At 33.5% G+C, this 25345-nt stretch carries 23 protein-coding genes; 17 read left to right on the forward strand and 6 right to left on the reverse strand.

Features of this window, described 5'->3' with window-relative positions:
* Positions 1 to 8 precede the first annotated feature (8 nt).
* The 17 genes from AMQ68_RS14010 (at position 9) to polA (ending at position 20684) form a co-directional block, all read left to right on the forward strand.
* The gene (locus tag AMQ68_RS14010; RefSeq protein WP_054511263.1) at positions 9 to 533 is read left to right on the forward strand and encodes a type VI secretion system transmembrane protein TssO; all 525 of its coding nucleotides are present in this window, start codon (positions 9 to 11) and stop codon (positions 531 to 533) included.
* Positions 534 to 582: 49 nt separating this feature from the next.
* Entirely contained in the window at positions 583 to 1491 is a 909-nt protein-coding gene (locus tag AMQ68_RS14015; RefSeq protein ID WP_054511264.1) for a PKD domain-containing protein, read from the forward strand.
* A 40-nt stretch (positions 1492 to 1531) separates the two neighbouring features.
* Positions 1532 to 3931, forward strand: coding sequence for a type VI secretion system protein TssR domain-containing protein (gene tssR, locus AMQ68_RS14020; protein ID WP_054511265.1), 2400 nt, complete (start codon positions 1532 to 1534; stop codon positions 3929 to 3931).
* A gap of 342 nt (positions 3932 to 4273) precedes the next feature.
* Positions 4274 to 4678, forward strand: coding sequence for a type VI secretion system tube protein TssD (gene tssD, locus AMQ68_RS14025; RefSeq protein ID WP_054511266.1), 405 nt, complete (start codon positions 4274 to 4276; stop codon positions 4676 to 4678).
* Positions 4679 to 4967: 289 nt separating this feature from the next.
* On the forward strand, positions 4968 to 7457 hold the full coding sequence (locus AMQ68_RS14030) for an ATP-dependent Clp protease ATP-binding subunit (protein ID WP_054511267.1): 2490 nt from the start codon (positions 4968 to 4970) through the stop codon (positions 7455 to 7457).
* Positions 7458 to 7524: 67 nt separating this feature from the next.
* Positions 7525 to 8388: a lytic transglycosylase domain-containing protein gene (locus AMQ68_RS14035; RefSeq protein ID WP_123905710.1), complete on the forward strand. Its 864-nt coding sequence runs from the start codon at positions 7525 to 7527 to the stop codon at positions 8386 to 8388.
* A gap of 137 nt (positions 8389 to 8525) precedes the next feature.
* Positions 8526 to 9197, forward strand: coding sequence for a hypothetical protein (locus AMQ68_RS14040; RefSeq protein ID WP_054511268.1), 672 nt, complete (start codon positions 8526 to 8528; stop codon positions 9195 to 9197).
* A 341-nt stretch (positions 9198 to 9538) separates the two neighbouring features.
* A complete protein-coding gene (gene tssD, locus AMQ68_RS14045) occupies positions 9539 to 9949 on the forward strand; it encodes a type VI secretion system tube protein TssD (RefSeq protein ID WP_054511269.1) in 411 nt (136 codons plus the stop codon).
* 269 nt (positions 9950 to 10218) lie between these two features.
* On the forward strand, positions 10219 to 12375 hold the full coding sequence (locus AMQ68_RS14050; RefSeq protein ID WP_054511270.1) for a type VI secretion system Vgr family protein: 2157 nt from the start codon (positions 10219 to 10221) through the stop codon (positions 12373 to 12375).
* A gap of 4 nt (positions 12376 to 12379) precedes the next feature.
* A complete protein-coding gene (locus tag AMQ68_RS14055; RefSeq protein ID WP_054511271.1) occupies positions 12380 to 13441 on the forward strand; it encodes a LysM domain-containing protein in 1062 nt (353 codons plus the stop codon).
* A 25-nt stretch (positions 13442 to 13466) separates the two neighbouring features.
* A complete protein-coding gene (locus AMQ68_RS14060) occupies positions 13467 to 13988 on the forward strand; it encodes a hypothetical protein (RefSeq protein ID WP_071254831.1) in 522 nt (173 codons plus the stop codon).
* 265 nt (positions 13989 to 14253) lie between these two features.
* The gene (locus tag AMQ68_RS14065) at positions 14254 to 15552 is read left to right on the forward strand and encodes a hypothetical protein (protein WP_054511273.1); all 1299 of its coding nucleotides are present in this window, start codon (positions 14254 to 14256) and stop codon (positions 15550 to 15552) included.
* 6 nt (positions 15553 to 15558) lie between these two features.
* Entirely contained in the window at positions 15559 to 16014 is a 456-nt protein-coding gene (locus tag AMQ68_RS14070; RefSeq protein ID WP_054511274.1) for a tol-pal system YbgF family protein, read from the forward strand.
* Position 16015: 1 nt separating this feature from the next.
* Entirely contained in the window at positions 16016 to 16540 is a 525-nt protein-coding gene (locus AMQ68_RS14075; RefSeq protein ID WP_054511275.1) for a hypothetical protein, read from the forward strand.
* 32 nt (positions 16541 to 16572) lie between these two features.
* The gene (locus tag AMQ68_RS14080; RefSeq protein WP_054511276.1) at positions 16573 to 17229 is read left to right on the forward strand and encodes a hypothetical protein; all 657 of its coding nucleotides are present in this window, start codon (positions 16573 to 16575) and stop codon (positions 17227 to 17229) included.
* A gap of 64 nt (positions 17230 to 17293) precedes the next feature.
* Complete coding sequence (locus AMQ68_RS14085; RefSeq protein WP_054511277.1) at positions 17294 to 17686, forward strand: META domain-containing protein; 393 nt, start codon at positions 17294 to 17296, stop codon at positions 17684 to 17686.
* Positions 17687 to 17834: 148 nt separating this feature from the next.
* On the forward strand, positions 17835 to 20684 hold the full coding sequence (polA, locus tag AMQ68_RS14090) for a DNA polymerase I (protein WP_054511278.1): 2850 nt from the start codon (positions 17835 to 17837) through the stop codon (positions 20682 to 20684).
* A gap of 411 nt (positions 20685 to 21095) precedes the next feature.
* Here the strand turns inward: polA and AMQ68_RS14095 are convergent, their stop codons facing one another.
* The 6 genes from AMQ68_RS14095 to AMQ68_RS14120 all read right to left on the reverse strand — a co-directional run bounded on the left by AMQ68_RS14095 (position 21096) and on the right by AMQ68_RS14120 (position 25309).
* Entirely contained in the window at positions 21096 to 21731 is a 636-nt protein-coding gene (locus AMQ68_RS14095; protein WP_054511279.1) for a LysE family translocator, read from the reverse strand.
* Between the two features lie 65 nt (positions 21732 to 21796).
* Positions 21797 to 22543, reverse strand: a complete 747-nt coding sequence (locus AMQ68_RS14100) for a hypothetical protein (protein WP_054511280.1) — start codon at positions 22541 to 22543, stop codon at positions 21797 to 21799.
* A gap of 5 nt (positions 22544 to 22548) precedes the next feature.
* The gene (locus AMQ68_RS14105) at positions 22549 to 23022 is read right to left on the reverse strand and encodes a hypothetical protein (protein WP_241775136.1); all 474 of its coding nucleotides are present in this window, start codon (positions 23020 to 23022) and stop codon (positions 22549 to 22551) included.
* 381 nt (positions 23023 to 23403) lie between these two features.
* Entirely contained in the window at positions 23404 to 23781 is a 378-nt protein-coding gene (locus AMQ68_RS14110) for a hypothetical protein (protein WP_054511281.1), read from the reverse strand.
* Positions 23782 to 23802: 21 nt separating this feature from the next.
* The gene (locus AMQ68_RS14115; protein ID WP_054511282.1) at positions 23803 to 24444 is read right to left on the reverse strand and encodes a hypothetical protein; all 642 of its coding nucleotides are present in this window, start codon (positions 24442 to 24444) and stop codon (positions 23803 to 23805) included.
* 466 nt (positions 24445 to 24910) lie between these two features.
* Entirely contained in the window at positions 24911 to 25309 is a 399-nt protein-coding gene (locus AMQ68_RS14120) for an immunity 22 family protein (protein WP_054511283.1), read from the reverse strand.
* Positions 25310 to 25345 lie beyond the last annotated feature (36 nt).

The raw sequence follows: 25345 nt of genomic DNA on the forward strand, positions 1-25345 counted from the left end.
CAGAAACTATGCAAGGACCAATCACATTATCTAAGAAAGAGAGGCACTATCAGTTTCTTTATTTGATACTCATGCTTTTCGCAGCTATTGTTTTTTTAGGAATTATCTTTTTAAAAGGTTTTGAATCTCCATTTTCTGATGAGGATGTTATTTCTGTGCAAAATTTAGAGCAGAAAGCCAAATTTGACCAGCAGCAAAAAGCTACCCAAAGAGTATTAGACAGTACGTTTACACAGATCAACAGGCTTGCCAATGAAGTTCCTCAGCCTTTTGAGGAGAATAATATCATGAATGGGATTAACGATGTAGCTAATTCTTTTGAAAACGCGAATATATTTGATGTTAGGAAAGAAGCTTACCCGCAGATCGCCAAATTTTATAAAATGTATTTCAACGATAAAAAAATCATTTCAAGTAAAACTGAAAATATAAAAAGTTTTGTAAAGCAGTTTGACGAATGCTCAATCGGTTTTAAAGAAAAGAAAAGCCAGCTTTTTCAACGTGAAAATGCCTTAAAGGCGAGGAATCAATAAAGTTAAGATTCAGAAAATTTAAAAATAAAACACATCACAATTATTAACTATGAATTATTTTCAAAAAAACAAAAAAAACATCATCATCGGTGTTATTGCAAGCTTGCTCATCGCAGCTTTGGTTGCATTGTGGTTGCAGAAGAAAGTCATACACTCCGCTGATGATATTGTGGGAGTAGTATATCCGTCTTCCCTTAAGGTAGGAGATACTCTTTTATTTGAAGATAAAACCCAGTTTGCCAAAACCAAAAGATGGAATTTCGGGGACGGTACCACTTCTGATAAAAGTACAGGTTTTCATTTCTACAATAAGCCAGGATATTACTCGGTAACGCTTATCGTGGATAATAAATATTCTAAATCTTTTCCGGTAATGGTTTCTGCCAGAGGAATTCCGAAAACAAAGGATACTACAAAGGTAAAAGCATTGATTGATGCTCAAACTCAGGCAATGCAATTTGAAAATGTGCAATTCCGTGCAGTTTCTGAGGGGAAACAATTTACATGGAAATTCGGAGAAACAGGAAGCATAGACTCTAAAGATAAACAGGCGATTTATTCCTATAAAAAGCCGGGTGATTATGTCGTAACATTATACACTGACGAAAGTCCTGAACCTGTTTTACATCAAATAAAAGTTCTTCCGGCTTACGATCCTTTACAGGAAGAAGTGAGTGTAGAAGATGCTTATGCTAAGATTGATAATGACTTTAAGTATCATTTACAGCAGATTGCAAACGGAAACAGTTTCAATTCGCATTACAATTATCTATTGAAAACCTATTTGTGTAACAACGAAAATACGGTGGTGAAGGTAAACGACAGTAAGGCCAATAATTTTTACATGTATTGTGCGGGGCTTCAGTTTGATAAAAACAATGTAATCCAGACTGTAAAAGTAAATTTTGATGACACACAGAATTGTGTAACCAAAGTTGATATAAACCAAAGCAAATAATCGTCCTCTAGGGCATACCAATCATAAAAGATAAAATAGGATGAAAAATAAACTACCTCTAGCAGCATATTACATAGGAGTTTCATTAGTATTGACGGGTTGTCAGGTAAAACTGCCGTCAAAAAAAACTCCTGAGCCTTCTCAATACGGACAGGTTGATAATTCACCCGTTGTCAATGGATTTCCTAAAAAGTCAGCGCCATGGATCGTGATTTCAGACAGATCCAGAAATACGGCCTATCTTGATAAAAGTGATGAAAAATCATATAAAGAAGTTAAGTTTTTAGAGCCATTAATGGTTTTAAAACACAAAGACGGAATGGTAAAAGTAGCAGAATATGTTCCTGATGCTTTAATGAAAAAGATTTCGTCAAAAACAATTAAAACATACGGCTGGATCCCGGAATCAGATCTTCTTCTTTGGACCAATTCTCTGAAAAACGAAAAATCAGGATTTCCTGTAAGAGTTTCTGTGCTGCCAAGTAATAGTGATGTTATCAGAAGTTCTGAGAGATATTACAAGAATGATTCTATCATGGTGTTTAATTCGCCAAGTTTGATAGAGCAGGCAAATGTTAAGATCCCGAACGGACAAATCGTGTATGTTTATAAGCAAGCTGAAAATAACAAAAGATTTTTGGTAGGTAAAAGACCAACGGTTGATATTGACAGCATCAGTACAAGTTTGTATGGGTGGGTAAGCTCCAACGTTGTTTCCGCATGGGGAGAGCGTTCTGCTGTGAAAATGAAAAACACAACCGGAATTAAAGAAACCGCTTTAGGGTTGCATGAAGGTTCTCCGGGAGGAAGTGATGTTGAAAACAGAACAGCGGTACTTCTTACTGATGTTGATAAAAGAACACCTCTTGAAAATATCTATCCTGTCAACTTAGCGTTAAAAGAAACTGCTCCGCTGGATTCTAAAACAAAGTATTTTACCAATGTTTTAGATTATAGTAAAAACTATGTTTTCAATGTATTAGGAGAACCAATTTATTTTGATCGTTACAGAGAAATTACAGAGAAAAATAAAAAAATAAATATTGTTTTTGCATTAGATATCAGTGCTCCCAACGCTCCGTATGCACCGATTGTAAAATCATTATTACAAGATCTTCAGCTTAGATTTGAAAAGCCATCATATTTCAGTACCGCAAAATATGGCGTTGTTTTATTTAAAAATAATTCTTGTGGAGATAATGTAGCTGTTTCAACTTTAAGTACAGATTATAGCAAGATTACTTCATTTATCGAGCAAAAATCGAATGAAATGAATTGCCCAAGCAACAGCAGTTATCAACCTGTAAATGAAGGATTGATGGCGGCAGGAAATCTTCTTTCTAATTTCCCTGATGAGACTAATATTGTTATTACGGTAGGAACTTCTGCCAACCAAGGGGGAAATATGTACGGGGTAATCAATGCACTTACTCAAGCTCAGGCTAGATTAATCATGTTCCAAACCAGTGCAAGATCAGCAGATACTTACAATGATTTTGTATTGCTTTCTGAAAATGTGGTAGCGAATACTGCTAAGAATATTGCAGAACTTAAAAAGCAAAAGATCATCAATCAGAATGATGTCCTAACGAAAAATAATTTCAGTCTGGTAGAAGGCGATGAAGGATTCTTCTCATTAAATTATCCGAAGCAGAGTATGTCTCAAGGTTTTGTTATTTTCCCGAAAAAAGGGGATATCGCAACACCCGGATATCTTAAAAAATCTGTTGACAGCTTAATTGCTCAGGTTACGCTGGATAATGAAACGCTGGATAAATCGTTGAATGATTATTTCCATTCTTCGGTTGGTGCCGGAAGAACGGATGTAGAATTGAAATATAAATATTTATATCCAGGTCTTACCAATCCGGTTCCTGCGGGAATTGCTGCCCAGCTGATTAATTACGGAAGTCCGTTTTTAGTGAAAGGATATATTCCGAAAGAATTGAAAGAGTTTAAACCAGGGCTTGAAAAAGGTATTTTGATCTCAGAAACAGAATATGATAATCTAAAAGCATTTTATACAGAAGTTTACCTGAAAACAGAAGCGGAAAGAGCAGATTTTAGTCAGTCGAAAGCAGTGAACGAATATATTAAGCTTTTGAAAAAGTATAATCCAACGATAAAATTCCTTGATAAGGGAGATTTATATGAGCAGCCGATGTCTTATGCGGTTGGATTAAGTACAGGTTTTGATAATTCTGAAGAAGAATTAATGTCAAAATATAAATTGAAAGGTTGGAAAAAGTCGAGTATTATTACCAATGAAACGGCAAGAACATATTTCCGTCATTATAAAGATTTAGCAGACAGAATGCTTACGCACAGAAATAATCCGGCGGTAAAAATTCAACAGAACGGACAAACATTTTATTGGTTGAATGAGTATTTCATGCCAACCATGATGCCGGTTGAAGAGCCAGAATATACTAAACATTAATTACCCGATTAATCATATCAAAAAGCAGAACGAAAGTTTCTGCTTTTTTTGTTTTTGTTACGGTGATATTTCAGATTTCATTGGTTTCTTAATGATGAATTTTACTTTGCCAATGAATTGGTTGAAATATGTTCTTTTGTTTTAATTAATTGTTATTTAATTAGTTATGTCTATTTCGAGTGAGTTTTGTAAGGCTAAAAGTCGTAGTTCTACGACACAAAATCGTAGTATTACTACAATTTTTCAGATTTGTATTCAAATATTTTCAGGAAAGGATTAAGCGTTTTATATTTGCTAAACAATCACTGAATCACAAAATAATAACGATTAAAATTTACAATCATGGCAGCAAATTCAAGAGGAATCTTAAAATTCAACGGAAGCGAAGGTCAAAAATTATTAAAGCTTAATTACAGTGTCGCAAGATCTACAGATGTTTCTGGTAGAGTGGCATCAGACCCATCCAACGCAATTATCAAATTAACAGTAGAAGCTACAGAAAAATCTGATATTCTGGAAAGCTTACTGAACGGAAAGTATAAGCCTACAAGTGGTGAAATCACGTTCAACAAATCTCACGAAGAAGGTACATTAATCACTTTGAACTGGGAAAACGGATATGTCATCCAGCATGAAGTAGACTTCGACGCGGTAGACGAAAACAGTATGTTAATCAGCTTCATCATCAGTGCTGAAAAAATCAACTATGGAAACTCTGCTTACGAAGGTCTATGGCCATCTAGCTAAGATTTACGTAACATAAAGTTCCAATAAAATAAATTAAGACTGTCTCATGAAGGCGGTCTTTTTTACCGTTGCAAAGCATATCGTTTTTGATATTCAAAGGCTTTTAAAGATCCTATGATGTCAGATTTAAAAGAGATAGCTAAGATTATTAAAAAAAAACTAATATCTTAGTGTACAATAAAATATATAATGATTGTAGATTATTATTTGTTTATAATTTAATAAAAACACAGTCGCCAAACACACACCGTAATCAGATATATTAATAAATTTTGAGAAAAATAGTAAAATGGGAGTACTAGTAACCAACGAAACAGTAAAACAGCTTTTTCATATTGCACAATCGATAGCGAGAGAAAATTATAATGCCACGTATGGCGGTCCACATATTCTGCAGGCTTTGATGCATAAGGATATCGGACTTAATGAATTTTTAAAAAACATAGATAAAGATCCGGGTTATTTCTACGAATGGGCAGATGTTCGCATCGAAGATTACCCTAAAACGACTCATCTTCCGGATGAGGTTGGTCAGGATGAATCTGTAGATACCATTGTGGAGGAAGCAGATGATATTCGTTTAAAATTAGGTTTGGACGAAATTACCCCTATTTGCCTGCTGACCGCTATTGTAAAACCTCAGGTTGCTTTTACGTTGCAACAGTTGAAATCATTACCTCTTAGAGAACACGAAATATTCAATTTATATAGAAAAGATACGCCGTTTGGTGGTGCTGAAGATGATGCAGTTTCTTCCTTGTTTTCAAATGGCTCAGACTATTCAGATAATTCTTTTCCATCCATTAAAGCCTATTGTGTAGATAGAACGGAGCAGGCCAGAAAAGGAGATTTAGAAAATATCATCGGAAGAGATAAAGAACTGAGAATGTTGGTTGAAATTCTTTGCCGAAGAACGAAACCCAACGTTATTATCATCGGAGAACCGGGAGTTGGTAAAACAGCTTTAGTAGAAGGTTTTGCGACTGAAATTATTAAAGGAAATGTTCCCGAAATGCTTAAAAACGGAACGCTGTTAGAACTTGACACGGGAGCTTTATTAGCAGGAACTTCTTATAAAGGGGAGATTGAAGACCGTCTTAAAAAAATCATTAATGAATGTAAGAAAATTGAAAAAGCAATTCTTTTCATTGATGAAATTCACACCCTTTTAGATCCAAAAGGAAGCATCGGAAATGTTGCTAATTTGTTGAAACCTGAATTGGCAAGAGGTGAAATCACCGTAATTGGAGCAACAACTCAGGAAGAATACAGAAAGATCATTGAACCGGAACAGGCATTTAACCGTCGTTTTGAAGTCTTAACAGTGAATGAACCAGACGAAAAAACATGCGTTAAAATGATCGATGTTTTGTTGGAAGGATATAAAAAACACCACGGAATTGAAGTGGAGAAAGCGGCACTTCCGGAATGTGTACGTTTAGCAAAGCGATATTCAAAAGGTAAAAAATTACCGGATGCTGCTATTGATTTGTTAGACAGAACCATGGCTGCGATCAAAATGCTTGACGAACTTTCAGAAAAAGAGCTGCAAAGTTGGAAAGATATCTATGAAACGATTCTTACAGAAGAATATTTGGATGATAAAGACAAAGCAGATGAATTAATCTGGAATTATAATTTGTTGAGAGATAAGATCAGTCCGATTTTGTGGGGTTCTTTAAGTGAGCAACCACAAATAGACAATTCAATGCCTGTAGAAGAAATTCAAAAAATAATTGAAGAAACCTACACCGAACTTTTACAGCACGCTTCAAAGAAAAGAGAAAAAGTAGACCGTTTGGAATTGGCAGCTGTTATGGCAGCAAAAACGAATATTCCAATTGGGAAAATTCAGGCTCAGGAGAAAGAAAAACTGCTGAATATGGAAGGTCTGTTAATGAACAGGGTAGTGGGGCAGGATCATGCTTTGAAAATTCTTTCTGACGCTATTGTTGAAAACCGAAGCGGATTAAATAAACCCGGGCAACCCATCGGTTCGTTCTTCCTTCTGGGACCTACAGGAACAGGAAAAACAGAGTTGGCAAAATCTATGGCAGAGTTGCTTTTCAATGATGAAAAGGCGATGGTTCGTTTTGATATGTCAGAGTTTAAAGAAGAACATTCAGCGGCACTTTTATATGGAGCGCCTCCGGGATATGTGGGCTATGAAGAAGGAGGTATGTTGGTGAATAAAATTCGTCAGCAATCTTATACAGTAGTTTTATTTGATGAAATTGAAAAAGCACACCATTCTGTATTTGATGTCTTTTTACAGATTATGGACGAAGGAAAAGTGCATGATAAGCTTGGAAAAGAAGGAGATTTCAGCAATGCGTTGATTCTATTTACCTCCAATATCGGAAGTGAAGAGATTGTAAAACAATTTGAAGAAGGAAAAATACCGGAATCAAAATCATTAATGCAAATTATGTCAAATTCAGGGCGTTTTAGACCAGAATTCTTGGCGAGAATCACTGAAATTATTCCTTTTGCACCGATTACAGAATCGATTGCGGAGAGAATCTTTAATATTCAGTTAAAATCACTTCACGCCTCACTTCACCGATTAGGAATGGCCTTAAAAATTACAGACGAAGCCGTGAAAAATCTAGCGCTAGGCGGATTTAGCAGTAAGTATGGAGCAAGACAAATTTCAGGAGTAATCAGAGCGCAGTTGGCAAGACCAATTTCTAAAATGATTGTGAAAGAAGAAGTGAAAGCTGGGCAGACGCTGAATGTAGATTGGGAAGGAGATGCCTTAACTTGGAAAGTAAATTAATACAATAAATTATAAAAACAGCAAAATCACCCATTACGATTTTGCTGTTTTATCTTAAAATATACACATGAACTTCAAAAATATTTTTTTAGGAATAATATTGATGAGTTCTTCACAACTTGTGAACGGACAATTTCTCGCTGCATCTGATACCTCGGAAAGCAGCGTGAGAAAATATAAAAATATCATTAATTCAAACAAAGAGATCGTAGATTTCATCGAATATTCTCTTGCACAAAAAGGGTTGCCGAGGCATTTGAGGAATTTAGCTTTAATTGAATCTCATTTCGACAGAAACATTACTTCCGGAGCTGGAGCAGTGGGGGTTTGGCAGTTTATGACCTCTCACGCCAATCAATATGGGCTTTCAGAACAGAACCGTAACGATCTGTATAAAAGTACAAAAGTGGCGGTAGTTTCTTTAAGCAATCTTTATAAGAAATATAATAATTGGGTAACGGTGGTTGCTGCATACAATTGCGGAGAAGGAAATGTTGCCAAAGCTATGCAGGCAGCAGGTTCTACACAATACCACATCTTTTCTAAATATTTACCGGGAGAAACTATTAATCATGTCAAAAAATACCTGAATGCATGCTATGCAACAGGAGAACTGCAAAGTGTTTTAAGCAATTACAATTCGTCAAGAATGAACACGGTTTTCTTTACGGAAGGTGGAACCGGAAGTGGAAAGAATGATGAGTCCCTTTCAGAAACGGAAATTAATGCAGGGTTTAATCTTACCATTATTGCTGATGAACTTAAAATAGATGTTGATAAAATACTCGCCTGGAATCCTGGAATTGAAAATGAACTGGAAGAAAAAGGGGAAAGTACTTTTTATCTCCCAATGGATCTGATGCCCGACTTTCTTTTAAGAAAAAATAAAATACTTACCCGATCGATAAAAGAAGGAAGGAAAGCAAATTAACACCATTCTCTTTACTTTACATGTACTTATTTAAATCCCATTTCTGCTATTCTATAATGTCATAAGAAGAACAGCAGATGTGATGTTTATCTACAACAATTTCCTCCGGGATCTTATGAATTTTCCAAACTATATCCATGAATAAAACAGTAAACCATTTAAAATATTTCTCAAAATTATCTGCAGTATTTCTTTTCAATGTATTAAAAATGTACGGAATAGGAATCTTATCAACTCTTATTACTTTCATACTTGGAATTTATTTTTTGTCGAATAGCTTAGGCGCCTCTACGGGGCATAGTGGAGCGTATTTATTCTTAGTGGCTACTATCACCGCTAAGCCGATATCATCCATTATTTTCTATCTCCTGATGCTGGCTGCTCCTTATATCATTGGTGTTTTTTCGATGAAATATGCTATATCAACTGTGATCAGTAAGATTGTAAAAGATAAAGCCGAAATTATTTTAATTCCTTTCATTGATAAAATAATCGACAAGTTCAAAACAAATCAGCCTGTGGTTATTCGAACAGGAGCAGATTATACGTTGGCAAAAATTAAATTAATAAACGAATTTCAAAGCAGCTCGGAAAATAAAATCCTGAAAAGAATCGTGAGTTATGCTTTGAAAAAAGTGAAATTCGACGAACTGAATCTAGGGAATGAAAATGCAAATTTTTATGATATTATTAAAGCTAAACTGATTGAAAAACTTCATGAACTGTCAGAACCTTCTGCTGCATTCTTCTTTATTTATATGGGCTTGCAATGGTTGAGCTTGATTTTAATCTATTTTTTGAATTTATAAGTACAATTTCTAATAAAATCTCACTTACTATTCTTTCATTTTGATGCAATGAGAGGATGGGGGCTTTGATCTCTATTCAATCTGAAATAGGATGTTATTTCTCTTATGTGTGTAAAATTATCAAGCTGTAAGGGTGTTTTTTGAATCTTTCAAGTGTTTGATTTTCATATTTATATTATTGAATATTATTTCTGGAGTCGTAGAATTACTACAAGAAATCGTAGAACTACTACAAAATCTCAGATTTGTATATAAAAGTTTTTTCAATAGAATTATGTGGTCTATCTTTGGATCATAATAAATACCTAATCACAAAATATTAACGATTAAAATTTACCATTATGGCAGCAAATTCAAGAGGAATCTTAAAATTCAACGGAAGCGAAGGACAAAAATTATTAAAGCTAAATTATAGCGTATCAAGATCTACAGATGTTTCAGGACGTGTAGCATCAGATCCTTCTAACGCAATTATTAAAGTTACGATCGAAGCTACAGAAAAATCTGATATTCTGGAAAGCTTACTGAACGGAAAGTATAAGCCAACAACTGGCGAGATCACTTTCAACAAATCTCACGAAGAAGGAACATTGATTACTTTGAACTGGGAAAACGGATATGTAATTCAGCACGAAGTAGACTTCGACGCAGTAGACGAAAACAGTATGTTGATCAGCTTCATCATTAGCGCAGAAAAAATCAACTACGGTAACTCTGCTTATGAAGGTATCTGGCCTGGAGGAACTAACTAATCCTTACCATTTTCTTAGTAAAAATAAAAATTAGTACAGAATAGTGACTTCCCAAAGTTCGCTATTCTGTTTTTCTGTTTCTGTCATGATGACTTGAAATAAAAATTATTTAGATATGACTTTGATGTATTAAATATTTTCTCATTTGATTGTTTTAACGGTTAAAATAAGTTGATATTTAATTTTATGATAAAATGTTTTGGTTTGATATGTGCTATAACTAGTTCATAATAAAACCAATACCATAATTTAATTAAACACAAAATATCATGTTTCAGGATAACAAACCAACAAAAATACAGAGCCCTAAGAATATAAAAAATCCTGTATCTCAGATAGAGGAGAAGGCTGAAGAGAAAGTAATAAAGGTGGCTGAAGAAAAAATGGGAAAAGTAAATGAGGTCACTCAAAAAGCGACTGAAAAAGTGGCAAAGGCTCAACAGGCTTATTCTACAATTTCGCAAGGTTCTTCCAATATGTTGATGAACCAAGTGGTATCTCCTAACAATCCATCAATTATAGAAGGGAAAGTTTGGGCTAAACAGCCGACTTCAAAAATACATAATGCAGCAGCAATTGCTATTAATCAAATTTTAGGAATCAACCGTGTTGTAAAGCTTGAAGTAATTATTGATGGCAAGTCTGTTAATCATTTTAAACATTTTAAGCTCACCCAAAGTGCCGTGAAGCATCATGAGTTTACATTAATGCTGGCTCATGACAGTTTGGGAAATGCCGAAAATCATAATCTTGAAGAAGCACAAAATTTTTTAGGAAAGCGTATCACCGTAGTTTTTAAATATAAAGATGTAGAAGAAGGCCCGGAAAGAAATTTTGTTGGGGTCATTACAGAAGTAGGTTTTAGTCAGGATAAAGGAAGTTTGGGGAATATTGTTCTTACAGGCTCCAGTCCGACCATTCTTTTAGATGCAGCGCCTCATATTCAAAGTTTTGGAGGCTCACAGGATATAAGCTTAAATAGCATTGCCGATCAGGTAATTAAAGAAGGGCTGGGACAAAATAATTTCGACTATAGAGTAGACGCCCAACATGGAAACGTTTCTTACAGCTCTCAATATGAAGAGACCCATTATAATTATTTGGCAAGAATAGCCGAAGCATACGGAGAACAATTCTTTTATGATGGTGAAGTTCTGCATTTCGGAAAACTTCCGCCTCAGGAAAAACCGGTACAGCTTACCTATGGCAGCAGCGTGAATGATGTTAAAATTAAAATGAAGGCACAACACGTTAACCCTACTTTTTACGGCTACAACAGCAGTAAAAATGAGAAACTCACTACAGGAAGTTCAAAGATCAATCATACTTCAGATATTGCTAAAAGAGCGTACGAAATTTCAGAGAAAACGTTTCAAACCCCTTCATTACGGGTGGCTCCTATCAAAGCAACTTCCTTTATGGACATTGATGCATCCCAAAAAGGAACAGCGGGAAGTAAGGCTTCCAATGTATTTATAACATCGGGAACAACTACGATTCCGTTTTTATATCCGGGATGTATTGCTGATATCGAAATGCGTAAAACGGACAGCAATGAAACCTCTTATTTTACCAAGTTGATGATCATAGAAGTGACCCACGAGGTAGATGCACGAGGCTATTATGACGGAACATTTGAGGCCATTGCTTCGGATACAGGTTTTATTCCGCGCCCAGAGTTTGAGCAGCCCAGAGCAGAATCTCAATTTGCAAAAGTAACCTCCAATTCAGATCCATTAAACCAAGGCCGAGTTAAGGTGAAGTTTGATTGGCAAAGTGGCTCAGATACTACAGAATTTATTCGTGTAATGACTCCTGATGCGGGAAGCAGTGATAAGGTGAATAAAAATAGAGGATTTATGTCTATTCCTGAAGTAGGAGATCAGGTTATCATCAACTTTGTTCATCAGCATCCAGACAGGCCTTTCGTGATGGGAGGAATGTTTCATGGGAAAGTTGGTGCTGGAGGAGGTGCAGGGAATAATGTGATGAGCTTAAGTAGCAAAAGTGGAAATATTATTCAATTTCATGACGGATGCGGAATTGAGATTAAAGACAGAAGCGGAAATCATGTCACTTTAAGCGGAACAGGAGATATTAATACATCTGTAAGTAATGACAATACAGAAGATATTGGGAATAACCATACAACCAATGTTGGTACCAACAATACGATTAATGTTGGAAAAGGGCAATCTACAATAACAATGGATAATGCCGGAAAAATAAATATTAAAAGTAATACTGAAATAAAACTGGAAACGGGAGGAAGTTCCATAACATTGACTTCTGACGGGAAAATTGTTATTAGTGGAGATATAATTGAGATCAATGGTCAATCTTCCACAATTAAAGGTTCTGGAACTGCAAAAGCTGTGTTTAATGGGAATACAACAATTACAGGTGGACAAGTAGATATAAACTAATAATATGGAATTAATTAAATACGAAATTCAAAAAGGAGATACTTTAGAATCTATAGCAAAAAAGTACGAAATTACAATTCAGGAGCTTATAAATTCTCATAATGAAAATTGTGGAGTTACAAAGGTTATTATTGGGAATACACTTCCTATTCATCTACAATATCTTTTTTTAGAGGAAAAAGATGATGATGAAAAAGAGAAAGCTTTAGCAGATGCGGAGGGAAGAAAGTTTATGCAAAAGATAAGATATAGATGTGAACAGTTTAACACAACAAAATTAGAAGATAGAATATCATTCCATTGTAATACAAAGAAAGAATATACTGTAGAAAGAGATTTATTGCATGGTAAAGCTAAAGTAAAGCTAAAGGAATATTTATATAAAATAAATCCTGAGAATCTCTCCCTTGCTATAGAAGCTGTAAAGGAACTTGAATTTGATAAAGAAAATGTTGTGTTTGATTTAAACAATGATAATACTATTAAAGAAGTTCTGAATTTTTCACAAATTAAAGAAAAATGGGAAAGTTTTAAACCAAAATTAGCATCTTCAGAATTTTACAGGCAGGTTGAAAAAATTAATTCTAAAGCAGCAGATGATATAATTACAGGTGGTGGATTGGAATTTGAGAATGAAACCAATTTAAAGAAAACTTATGACAAATCACTTCTCTACCACGTATTATTTAATGATTATGATGCTCATAAAAAAAGAGATAAAAATGATGTTTTGAAGTTTATCTCTCAAATATTTGTTAATATTCCAGTTGAACTAGAACTGCAACATACCATTATAAAAGAAGATGATTATTTTGTAGAATACAAAACAGTCGGAACCCTTTTAAAGGATAAAATTGATAATAATGTTTTAGAAGATCAGTATAATAAATTTTATAAACCTATTATAGAATATGGTTTTAGTGAATACAATTATGATTATCGGATCAGAAGAATGGTTGAGAAGAAAACAGGGATTATTGTAAATGCATCTGCATTGATGAAAGAAGAAGTGAAAAATAATTATCAGTTTATTACTCAGTTTGATTTAAAACAAATTGAATATTAAAATCTAATTTTTAATAGTAAATCAAATGTATATATTTAAGAACGTATTGCCTTATCATATTGTCAAAACTTTTTTAGTAATTATTCCATGTATGATCTTATATGGAATCGTGTATTATTTTTTATTTAAGGGAATGTTCAGGCTTTCTTTTGTAATGTTTTTTACATTACTTTATTTTGGAACTTGCTATTTGATTTTAAAAGCCATTTCTGTTCAGGTTAAAATATGGTTTGATGAAAACAATATTTATGTACAAAAAGGAAATCAACAGCCAGAAAAATATTCTAAATCGGATATTTTGGGATTTTACTCATATGATTATGAGACAAAAGCATTACCACTACAAAGCTCAAAAATATACTTTAATTTTTGTTTGAAAAATAAGGGTAATATTTATCTCAATGATGTAGAATATAAAAATAAATATGAAGAAAATAAAGGAGAGGAACTGAAAAAATTTCTAAAGTCTGCTCAAAAAGAATTGCATTTTTCGAAAATAAGAAAGAGAAATTTTCAAAACATTTATTGGTATTCAAATCATAACTAAATATTTATAAGTTTAATTGCATATCCAGAATTCAAAAATTTTAAAATTGTTTTCTATGCTTATCTCTTACTAATCTACTGTATCTTAATTTTTAGGGTTGAATTTAAACTTTTTTCATGATAGAAAAATATGTATTTATACTATTGCGGAAATCGATGTCAGTATTTTACTAAAACCCCTATAAAGGGAATTTAATTTTAAAAATAATTAAGAATAATAATTAACTAATAGATTTTGTTTTTCTATAAAATAAAAATATAATATTATGAGTGCTTCATACATACCTAAAGACGTATATACCATTTGTACATTTCAAACTGATGCAGAGCCAAGACAACTTATTCCAACAAGAGAGTCAATAACTGTTTTCTATGGAAACGATCAGACAAGGCCATTATTAACTATGGAAGATAGAAATATTAGTAAAGAATTTCCGTGTAAAAGTCCTAAAAATGCAATGTGGGGATTTATCTGTTTTGGTGCAGGACTTATAGTAGGGGCACTTTTAGTATTATCAGGACCCGTTGGATGGGCTGTATTAGCAGTGGGAGCTGGGGTACTTTTGTGTGCTGGCGCTGCGGTTTACCATGCCACAAAAATAAATCATTTATGCACTGGAGCTTTAACAAAGGGAAAGTGGAATATTGAGCATGAAAAAGTAACATTTGACAAACATAAAGCTATTACTCAAAATTCTATATTATTATGTGATGCTGGAGGACTATTAAGTCCAATTTTTAGCTATCCTGTAGCAAAAAAATATGCTGAACAAATTAATTCCAATAACAATAAGGAAATAGGATTTAATGCTTTTGCTTCTTTTTTTGGAGGAGCAGGAATTGTTATTGCCGGGGTAGAAATGGGAATAGGTAAAACTTTATTATGGATGGGAGTAACCATGGTAGCAATGAATGAAGGAACTTATCAGGAAAGAAAGTGGATTAGAAATAGTTCATTAGAAGATAATACTCATTACCAAGATATGAATAATAAAGTAGATGAAAATAGCAGAATACCTGGTTATGTCGATAATCCTTTAAATGCAACTCCAGGTGACCTTGCAAGTCCGGATATTTTAGAGCTTAATGAAAAAGGAGGATTAGCTAGCAGAGATGGAAAGACACCTATTTTTTTTAATGGAAAATGGTATGTTCAGGATTGGCAGAAAAATCTTATAGAAATAAAACAAGGAACAGGATTATCTAAGGATTTATCTGCACTTGAAGGAATAAATTCGCGAGAAGTTTGGAAAACACCTGAAGGAAAAGTGATAGTAGAGAATATTCGAAATGGTAAATATTCCGAATCCCTTGTACAAACTGCAAAAGATGGATTAGGAAGAGTGCGCCCCCGAAACCTTCCTAATTTAGCAAGAGAGTTACCAGCATTAAAGCTCCAAAATATCAAAAATATTGGAAAACTAGGGGTAAAAGGTGCAGGGTTTATTGGCTTTTTTTTCCCGTTTATTGCTACTGGATTTTCGGAAGACTCAAGGAAGGTACTAGCTAACGCAATGGCTGAAGATACAGGAAATGGTATTAGTATTATAGCGAATAATGGATAGTCAAGTATGAAAAAAGCACTACAAATAGTTATAGGGATAATTTCATTCATTTCTATTATTATGATTGTAAAAAATAAAATTTTCAAAAGTGCTAATGATGATTTGTATGATAAAGGTTGGAGAGCGTATAAAGAAGGTGAATTTCAGAAGTCGATAGGTTCACTCTCTAAATTGAATATAAAAGAATATCCTAAAATATCTATGGCATTAGGGGATAGTTATTTTGAAGTCCAAGATTATAAAAATGCTGAAAAGTATTTAAAAACTGTTTACGATAAGAATCAATTAACAGACAAAGACGAACTGAAAATACTAACCAATATGCTGGGAATTTGTAATATAGAATTAAATAATTTTAAAAGAGCTAGGTATTTTTTAGAAGAGTCAGATAAATTAGGAAATCCAAACAGCAAGAGAAATTTAAAAATTTTAGATTCATTAGAACAATTACCCAACAGATAATATGAATGACGATTCTGCATGTATGGTTAAAGGATATTATCATCAAACAATATTGAGAACTGCCTATTTGTGGCTTCCTGTTTTTGCAATTGTAATTTTTATTTGTTCGTATTTCGAAAGATTTCGTTTTATTTTATACCTATCTATAGTTGTTGCAACGTATGCTTTTATTATTAATCAGCTCAAGAAAAAAGCTGTGAAGGTAAGTTTTAATACCTGTGAAATACAGATTGATAATAATAAGATTCCATTATCAATTGTTGAAAATTATTATATTTCTTTACCATTAAACGAATTGATAATATTAAGGATATATGTAGCGGGAAAAAATGAAGCATTATATCTAGATAAAATGCAAAAAGAAAATATCAAGGAACTCTTAAAACAGGCTAATATTTCCGATAAAAAAATATTATATGATAATTATTTGCAATATGGATATTTGATATTCCCCTTTATAGGATTATTTATTTGTGCAATTATTTACAAATTACATTATTACCTACAATATGGTTTTGCTATTTGAATAGGTTATAGGTAAACTCATACTCACCAAAATTGGAAAACAAAATTCAAATTTATAAAGCGAATAGATCAGGCCGTGTAGAAATGGCAATTGCAATCATGGGTACATTATTTTTTAGTGTAATAATGGGCTGTTTATTTGATTTGATAGTTGGATTAGTAACGATTTTAGGATTTATAATTTTCATCTTGATAAAAAGGAAGAAAATAGTAAACAGTCATGATGAGGTATTTTATATGAATAGGAAATTTATCAAATGCTTAGCACCTAAAAATAATGATTATAAAGGGTATGCCTTATCGCCGATGAGTTTTTCTAAGATTATAGAAATTAATAAAATAGAATCATTTCATTTTTTTGAAAAATATTTTTTGATTGTTTATCAGGATAAAATAATCCATCCTAGAGAATTAGATAAAACGGATATTGACAAAATTTTCAAATTTGTGAAGCAGTATTTCCCAAATTTGATAAAAGTTGAAATCAACAAAAAAGTATCAAAGAAGGAAAATGAGATATTTCTGATTTATTTGTTAATAGGCAGTGTATTTATCATCGGCTACTTAATTATTTATTTTTTTGGAGACAACGGACATAATGTACCCATTAGTATTTCTGTTATTATTCTCATGTTATTATTTCCAGTTTTTCTGGTTAAATATTTAAATAGGAATGGCAAAAAGAAATGATATCTTTAGCTTCAAAAATAGATCTAAAAAAACTACAAAATAATCAAACGATAAAGATTTCAATATGAGAAAACTTATTTTTACTTTCATCATTATTTCATTTTCATTCATCACGAATGTAAACGCTCAAACAAACCCTCTTGCCAAAACAACTTGGGAAGTCGAAAAGATGAATGCTGACGGAAGTGCGACTTTTAAAAAAGCTAAATGGATCAAATTTCCTGAGGAAGAACCTAAATTTAACTTTCTTCAATTTGAAGCTGATAAAAAATTTCATACCGGAACGTCGTGTTTTCACATGATGGGAACTTACAGTGTGTATGAAGATAATAAGGTGGAAATAAGCGAAGGGATGGCAGATATGGCTGGTGATTGCAAAGAGCCAAAAGCATTGAACGGGACGTATCAGTTCAAGATAGATAAAGACCGCCTGGAATTGAGTCCTGTTAAAGAATAAATATAGATTCTTCAATACCATAAAAATGAACCACAGAATATTTTTTTTGTGGTTTTTTAATGCTTTCCAGTCTAAATTTTAAACCTCTTCCCAAAATTCTGGAAAGAAAACATTCCTATTTTCTTATATTTGTTCATTATAGAATAGAATGGAGGCAACACAAGATAAAAGACTGTTTCTCATCGATGCTTATGCGATGATTTTCAGAGGATATTACGCATTGATCAGGAGTCCGAGAATTACAAGCACAGGAATTGATACCTCTGCAATTTTTGGATTTACCAATTCATTGATCGAATTGATCAGAAGAGAAAAACCATCTCATTTGGCCGTTGTTTTTGATGTAGGAAGAGCAAGTGTAAGAACCGATGATTTTGCAGAATACAAAGCCAACAGAAGTGAAACTCCGGAAGCGATTAAGATTGCAATTCCATATATCCATAGGATTTTAGAAGCGATGCATATTCCTCATTTAGGAGTGGAAGGGTATGAAGCAGATGACGTGATAGGAACCATTGCATGCAAAGCAGAAAAAGAAGGGTACACCATCTTTATGGTGACACCGGATAAAGATTTTGCCCAATTAGTGACAGATAAGGTTAAGATTTATAAGCCGAGTTTAAAAGGAAGTGAGATCGAAATTCTGGGCGTTGAAGAAATCAAAGCAAAATATGAAATTGAAGACCCGAAACAGGTGATCGATTATCTTGCGATGATGGGTGATGCAGTAGATAATATTCCCGGATTAGAAGGGGTTGGAGAGAAAACGGCCATGAAATTCCTAAAAGAATTCGGAAGCATAGAAAATCTTTTGGCCAATACAGATAAATTAAAAGGGAAGCTTAAAGAAAAGGTAGAAGCATCTGCAGAGCGTGGAATATTGTCTAAAAAATTGGCAACCATCATTTGTGATGTGCCTGTAGAATTCCATCAGGAACAATATGATCTTGAAACTCCGGATTTTGAAAAAGCCAAAAAGGTTTTTGACGAAATAGAATTCACAAGGCTGTATGAAAATTTGTACCGTGCTTTTGCGCCTACTCAAACAGAAGTGGTAGCTAAAGATGCTGCTGGAAACAGTGAACAAGTTGCTCAGCCGGAAGAAACGCCTCAGCAAAAAGTGGCGAAACAAATTGGTCAGTTGGATCTCTTTGCTAATTTTGAAGAACTGGATCAGGCAACTTCCACAAAATCCAGCATTGAGCAGAACGAACATTTATATCAGTTTGTGGACAATCCTAAAGCTCAGAAAATTTTAGTTCAAAACTTATTGAATCAAAAAGCCGTTTGTTTTGATACAGAAACAACTTCTTTGAATGAACTGGAAGCCGAATTGGTGGGAATGAGTTTTTCGTATAAAAAAGGCTTGGCGTACTATATTCCTTTCTCAGAAAATAGGGAGGAAGTATTAGCAACATTGGAAATTTTCAGACCGTTTTTTGAAAAACAAGACTTGCTTAAGATTGCTCACAATCTGAAATTCGATTATAAAATTTTAAAGCAATACGATATTACCGTTCAGGGAGCCATGTTCGACACCATGATCGCCCATTATCTTCTCAACCCAGACGGAAGACACGGAATGGACTATCTTTCAGAAGTCTATTTAAATTACAAGCCTGTTTCCATTGAAACCATTATCGGTAAAAAAGGAAAAAATCAGGGAACTTTCAGAGATGCAGATCTGAGAACACAGACCGATTATGCAGCGGAAGATGCAGACGTAACTTTCCAGTTGTATGAATTGTTTGCGCCTCAATTAAAGAAAGAAAACTTAGAAGAGCTGTTCTTTAATATTGAAATGCCGTTGATGGAAGTTTTAGCTAAAATGGAATTGTCCGGAATTTCTCTGGATGAAAAATGGCTGGCTCAGGAAAGTATCGATCTTGAAAATGACCTAAGACAGTTAGAAGCTAAAATATTTGAAATTTCGGGGGAAGAGTTCAATATGAATTCACCAAAACAGTTGGGTGAAGTATTATTTGAAAAAATGCAGCTTGATCCGAAAGCGAAGAAGACTAAAACAGGTCAATATGCGACTTCGGAAGATGTATTGCAGAAGTTGGCTTCAAAGCATGAAATTATTCAGCATATTCTTGAATACAGAACGTATCAGAAATTAAAATCGACGTATGTTGATGCGTTGCCATCACAGATCGACAAAGATGATCGTGTTCATACTAATTTCTCACAAACTACTGCTGCAACAGGGCGTTTAGCGAGTGTGAATCCCAATTTACAGAACATTCCGATCAGAACATTAAGAGGTCAGCAAATTCGTGGAGCGTTTGTTTCAGCAGAAGGGAAGAAGATTATTTCTGCTGATTATTCACAAATTGAATTGCGTTTGATTGCCGAAATTTCTGGTGAAGATAATATGATCAAAGCGTTCCAGGATGGTGAAGATATTCACGCTTCCACGGCGGCAAAATTGTTTAAAATTCCTTTAGAGGAAGTTTCCAAAACACAGAGAAGTCAGGCTAAAACAGTAAACTTCGGAATCATTTATGGTCAGGGTGCTTTTGCATTGGCGGAACAAACCGGTTTATCGAGAACAGAAGCCAAACAAATGATCGAAGCTTATTTTGAAACGTATCCAAAGTTGAAACAATACATGGCTGAACAAGTTAATAAAGCCCGTGAAATTGGTTATGTTGAAACTATTTTAGGGAGAAAACGTCATCTAAAAGATATCAATTCAGGAAACTTTGTGGTAAGAGGTCACGCTGAAAGAAATGCTGTCAATGCTCCTGTTCAGGGAAGTGCAGCTGATGTTGTGAAAATGGCGATGATTAAAATTCAAAAAGAACTGGAAAAAGAAAAACTTCAGACAAAAATGTTACTTCAGGTTCATGACGAATTGGTGTTTGAAGCTCCAATTGATGAGGTTGAAGTCGCTAAAAATATCATTAAAACTGAAATGGAAAATGCCATTGAAACACAGGTTCCGTTGCTGGTGGAGATTGGAGTAGGGAATAACTGGCTGGAAGCGCATTAAAAATAATTAATACCATTTTGGGTTTTAATTTACTGTAACGAAAATTTTCTACAGAATAGATTAATAAGGAAATTTTCAATATTATTATTCCAGTAATTTTGATATGAAATTGGTATAATATTATTCCTTTTGAATGTATCTTAATCAGCCACGAAGTGGCGAAATAATAATAGCATCGGGTGAAGCCCGATGAAATAAAGATAAATAATAAGGTAGCCCTGAAGGGGCGTGACAATTAAAAAGATAAAATGGTATAAATTTTATACAGATGCTTCGGCTTCGCTCAGCATGACAACGCTAAAAATACACTGTTATAATTATGCAGTTGGTATTAGAAATGTCATGCTGAACGAAGTCGAAGCATCTTTCATATATATATGAAAATTCTTAAGAAATCGAGAAAAATTATTTCTACTTCGCCTTAGAAATCGCCATTTTCACCGCAAGGAAAACCAACACACTTGCCATAAACCATTTTTGTACTTTAATCCAAACAGGATTCTTCGCGAAAAATAAAGCGATTTTGGCTGCGGTTAGTACGATGATAAAGTTGATGGTAAAACTTATGAATGTCTGTATAATTCCAAGCTCTAGACTTTGTGTAAAGATGGAGCCGTATTCAGGTTTTATAAACTGTGGAAAAAACGATAAATAGAAAACAGCCACTTTAGGATTGAGGACATTGGTAAAGAAACCTACTGTAAATAATTTTGCAGGTTTGTCTATCGAAATGTTTTGATCAACCTCAAAAATATTTTTACTGTTAGGCTTAATGGCCTGATAGGCGAGATATAAAAGATATATTGTTCCCAGTGTTTTTAAAACGATGTACGCATAAGGCACAGCAAATAATACTGCTGTAAGACCAAAAGATACCATCACAATATGGAATAAAAAACCACAAACCACACCGGCAAGGGAGGTTAAACCTGCCTTTTTTCCTTGTGTTATAGATCGGGAGATTAAATAGATCATATTCGGTCCTGGGCTGATGACCAAGACAAAGGCTGCCAAAGCAAAAAAGAAAAGGTCGTGGGTAGGAATCATAATTTTATTACCAATATTTTGCGGTACAAATATAAGAATTCAGGCTTATTTTAATGATTTAAAAATTACCAATCTTTGGAATCAATCTTATTATAAGCATCCCTAATCACAGCTTCCGGATCAGCACTTTTAAACAAAAACCTCTGCTTTTTAAGGTTAAATGTTTTTGATTTTGAAGGCATTTCTTCTTCCATGGTATTGGTTACTTCTTGGGTAAGTTTTCCTTTTAATACCTCGTAATAAAGCCCTTGATGACTGCCTGCTCCCATATTGTAAGTTTCAATATAGGTAAGGATCAAATCACTGTTTATATATTTGAATTTACTGAAAAGATTTCCGTTCGGGCCGGTTGCATATAAGTTAATTTTTAATTTACCTTTTTCAATGCTGATGTCTTCGGTGTCATAAATTTTGTAATGATCTTCCGTGTATTCTGCAGGAAAAACGGAGTCGGAGGTTGTATCTAAACGATACGTTTTATCTGGATTTTTTAAAATCACTAAAACAGTTCGAGCTGCCAACGTATCTGCTTTTTCTCTCAATACTAAAGCCCTGTCTGAAAGTCCGTCATTATTCAGATCACCTTCTGCTTCGTATTGTATTTCATAGGTATTCGAAACAAAATCGGATGCTTTTTTTCCTGTTTTTGGAAATCCGGATAACTGTTCGGTCTCCTGATTATTTACAACCGTTTCGTTGATGTTTTTCTTGGTGAGTGTATCTGTTTTTTGTGGTGTATCTGTCTTTTCGTTCTTTTGGCAAGAGTGAACCATACACAGGAATGCAACCAGAATAGGAATGAGTTTTTTCAAGGATATTATTTTGTAGTTTGTACAAATTTAGTCTTTATTTCCTTATAATGTAATAAGATAATAGAGGTACACCCCAGACTCATAACGGGAAAAACTGACTGTGAAATGGTGTAATAGAGTTCTTCATTAAACAAATAGGTACTCCATGAAGATTCCCTTTCAACAAAAATAGTATAGTTCCAGAATAGCCATACGGCAATGAGAATAATGAATTCTATAGTTGCTTTAAGGTATACGTTTTTGAGTAATGAAAATATTGAAAATAAGATAGAAAAGAAAAAACCTGTCAGCAATGACATCAGCAATGCATCTTCAAAAAAACTACATTCTAAACAGCTACTCGAAGTATGATCCGAGAGCATTCCCATCGCCCAATATAACTGCACAAATGTTGTCGTCACCAAAACGATAAATGCAATTCCATTCTTCTGTAAAAATGAGATGATGTTGGATTTTATGAGATGGATTATTTTTTTCAAGTATTGTGTTTTGGTAGATTTAGTCTTTAGTAATTCTTATAATAGCCAGATCATCTGTTGGTTTTAATCCATAATAATGTTCAAGCTTTTTAAGTTTCATATTAAGCATTTCTTCAGTATCATGATTGGATTGGTCTATTAATAAATAATCTATCACGTTTATTTCTTCATTGTGGTCTGTCTTTTTTATGTTGGAAAACGTCAGAATACCATCGGTTGCAATTGAAATATCCTTTAGATCATCGAAAAATATTTTTTGATGTTGTTTGCTGTACCAAGTTTCGAAATCTTTATTTAAGTGATAGGCCAGATAATCTGGTTTATTATCTCTATCAAACTCTGTTATTTTCCCATTGATACAGATTAATCCATCTCCGATAGCTAAAATAACGCCCTTGTTTTCTTTTTATTGTAGAGAAGAATAGTGAGTGTACTTAACAGTTCTTTTTCATCAAGCATCAATTGATTTTTTAATGAAATGAGCTCTTTGAATACATCTTTAACAATTGACTTCAGTTCTGCATCAATATCAGTGAGATTGTTATTGGATTCATACAATTCTTTGTAACCGATTTCAATTGCTATTTTCCTTAAAACTTTTCCTATTAATGTTGATGCAAAATGGCTATCCATTGCTGTGGAGCATCCGTCCATAACAGCACATAGTATTTTATCATTTCCAATGTTCTTAGTGATGAGAAAATCTTCACAATGATTGATATGATAATCACCAATTTGTAGGGTAGAGTATAAATTCATTAATTATTTGAAAACTGATTTTTATTTTGAGGGATATTTCTGATCATAAAGTTTCTTCATCTTTTCAATTTCCCCATCCATTTTGGTTTTCCAGCCTTTTCCATTTCTTCTTTCGAGATAGGGCATCACTGTTTCCTTATATTTTTCCTGAGCGTTTGATTCAACTGGATCTATAATACATCCTGTATTTTTATATTCGACCCCATAATTTTTTTGAATACTGTCTACCTTTTTATATACGTCTTCGTTATAATTAGGAACTTCGAAACCTCCTGCAAATTTGAAAACAATATGGTCATTTTTTATGTCTTGTTTTGCTTGTTGAATATATTCGTTTTCCCTCTCTATGAAGAGTTTTCTTTTTTCAAGAAATTCTTTAGTAGTTATAAAAGCAATACCAAAAAGTAAGAGACTGTTAAGAATAAGAAAAACTCGTAGAAATTTAAATCTAAAGCTCAATTTTTTTATTTCTAGAGAACTAATAAGATAGCTCACTAAAGTAATACCACATACAATGATCAATAAAACTCCTAATCCATATTCTTTGATCAAGTACAAAATATCAAATCTCATTGGATAATTAATGAGAGCATATCCTAGAACATATAAAGTAAAGATTAGGATTAATACAGTAATATTGATATAGATGAGCTTTTTGTCCATGGTTGAGTGATTCAAATTACGAAAATAATTGAAATTTACAGGGTAAACAAATAATCTAATAATTGATGAACGACAGCTGAATCTTTCTTTTGAAACTGATCACACTTTACATTGATCCTCAGGCTTATGTTTTAAATTGTTTTTTGATTAAAAACATTAACGCAAAGTTGATGAATAATTCTGCTATATTTTAAGTAGGCAAAGTGATGCGACTTCGTCGCTGATGAAGCTGTATGCTTATCCATGCGCTTCGACTAATCAACGAAGTTGATTCTATCCTTTGCTCCCTGAAAATAGGCATAATGAAGCTAAAGCTTTGCGTTAGAAAAGCACGTCATCAGTAAATCATCTTTTTAATCAAAAAAATTCTTAAAGAATATGATATAGATAAAGATTTGAATGTTATAAAAATAATGACGACTAATTAATGAGTACTACTTATTATACTCTTTCCTTACTAAATATTCTAAACCGCAAACTCAATCTTCCCAAGGTAAACCAAGCTAAACATTTCATCTTCAACAGAAACGGGCTTTGCAATTTGTCCGCTGTTTAGGAAGATTAAAGAATTGATATCAGCCTTAATTTTAAGCTCATTGATTCTGCTCACTAAAGTCGGAAGCCATTGATCTGCAAAAGAATATTCTGAAAATTTATCATAGATGTTATTGTTGGTGTCATCAAAACCATATTCCACAAAATCATAATCCAACCAGATGGTATCCTGAGATTCTGCAAATTTTGAATTATGGGTTTCATCAGATTCTTCTTCCACATAAAATTCTTCATCTTCATTCACGAACTCTTCAAAATCTTCCTCACTGCTAAAATTTCCTATCCAAAAATCTAATATTTGCGTATCCATATCTGTTTTATCTTATTTTAAGTTGAAATTAATGAT

The organism is Chryseobacterium sp. ERMR1:04 (assembly GCF_001297705.1).
Classification (GTDB): domain Bacteria; phylum Bacteroidota; class Bacteroidia; order Flavobacteriales; family Weeksellaceae; genus Chryseobacterium.

Excerpts from the sequence above, each read along its gene's own strand:
- AMQ68_RS14010 (WP_054511263.1), top strand. The coding sequence starts at position 9 with ATGCAAGGACCAATCACATTATCTAAGAAAGAGAGGCACTATCAGTTT.
- AMQ68_RS14015 (WP_054511264.1), top strand. The coding sequence starts at position 583 with ATGAATTATTTTCAAAAAAACAAAAAAAACATCATCATCGGTGTTATT.
- tssR (WP_054511265.1), top strand. The coding sequence starts at position 1,532 with ATGAAAAATAAACTACCTCTAGCAGCATATTACATAGGAGTTTCATTA.
- tssD (WP_054511266.1), top strand. The coding sequence starts at position 4,274 with ATGGCAGCAAATTCAAGAGGAATCTTAAAATTCAACGGAAGCGAAGGT.
- AMQ68_RS14030 (WP_054511267.1), top strand. The coding sequence starts at position 4,968 with ATGGGAGTACTAGTAACCAACGAAACAGTAAAACAGCTTTTTCATATT.
- AMQ68_RS14035 (WP_123905710.1), top strand. The coding sequence starts at position 7,525 with ATGAACTTCAAAAATATTTTTTTAGGAATAATATTGATGAGTTCTTCA.
- AMQ68_RS14040 (WP_054511268.1), top strand. The coding sequence starts at position 8,526 with ATGAATAAAACAGTAAACCATTTAAAATATTTCTCAAAATTATCTGCA.
- tssD (WP_054511269.1), top strand. The coding sequence starts at position 9,539 with ATGGCAGCAAATTCAAGAGGAATCTTAAAATTCAACGGAAGCGAAGGA.
- AMQ68_RS14050 (WP_054511270.1), top strand. The coding sequence starts at position 10,219 with ATGTTTCAGGATAACAAACCAACAAAAATACAGAGCCCTAAGAATATA.
- AMQ68_RS14055 (WP_054511271.1), top strand. The coding sequence starts at position 12,380 with ATGGAATTAATTAAATACGAAATTCAAAAAGGAGATACTTTAGAATCT.
- AMQ68_RS14060 (WP_071254831.1), top strand. The coding sequence starts at position 13,467 with ATGTATATATTTAAGAACGTATTGCCTTATCATATTGTCAAAACTTTT.
- AMQ68_RS14065 (WP_054511273.1), top strand. The coding sequence starts at position 14,254 with ATGAGTGCTTCATACATACCTAAAGACGTATATACCATTTGTACATTT.
- AMQ68_RS14070 (WP_054511274.1), top strand. The coding sequence starts at position 15,559 with ATGAAAAAAGCACTACAAATAGTTATAGGGATAATTTCATTCATTTCT.
- AMQ68_RS14075 (WP_054511275.1), top strand. The coding sequence starts at position 16,016 with ATGAATGACGATTCTGCATGTATGGTTAAAGGATATTATCATCAAACA.
- AMQ68_RS14085 (WP_054511277.1), top strand. The coding sequence starts at position 17,294 with ATGAGAAAACTTATTTTTACTTTCATCATTATTTCATTTTCATTCATC.
- polA (WP_054511278.1), top strand. The coding sequence starts at position 17,835 with ATGGAGGCAACACAAGATAAAAGACTGTTTCTCATCGATGCTTATGCG.
- AMQ68_RS14095 (WP_054511279.1), bottom strand. The coding sequence starts at position 21,731 with ATGATTCCTACCCACGACCTTTTCTTTTTTGCTTTGGCAGCCTTTGTC.
- AMQ68_RS14110 (WP_054511281.1), bottom strand. The coding sequence starts at position 23,781 with ATGAATTTATACTCTACCCTACAAATTGGTGATTATCATATCAATCAT.
- AMQ68_RS14115 (WP_054511282.1), bottom strand. The coding sequence starts at position 24,444 with ATGGACAAAAAGCTCATCTATATCAATATTACTGTATTAATCCTAATC.
- AMQ68_RS14120 (WP_054511283.1), bottom strand. The coding sequence starts at position 25,309 with ATGGATACGCAAATATTAGATTTTTGGATAGGAAATTTTAGCAGTGAG.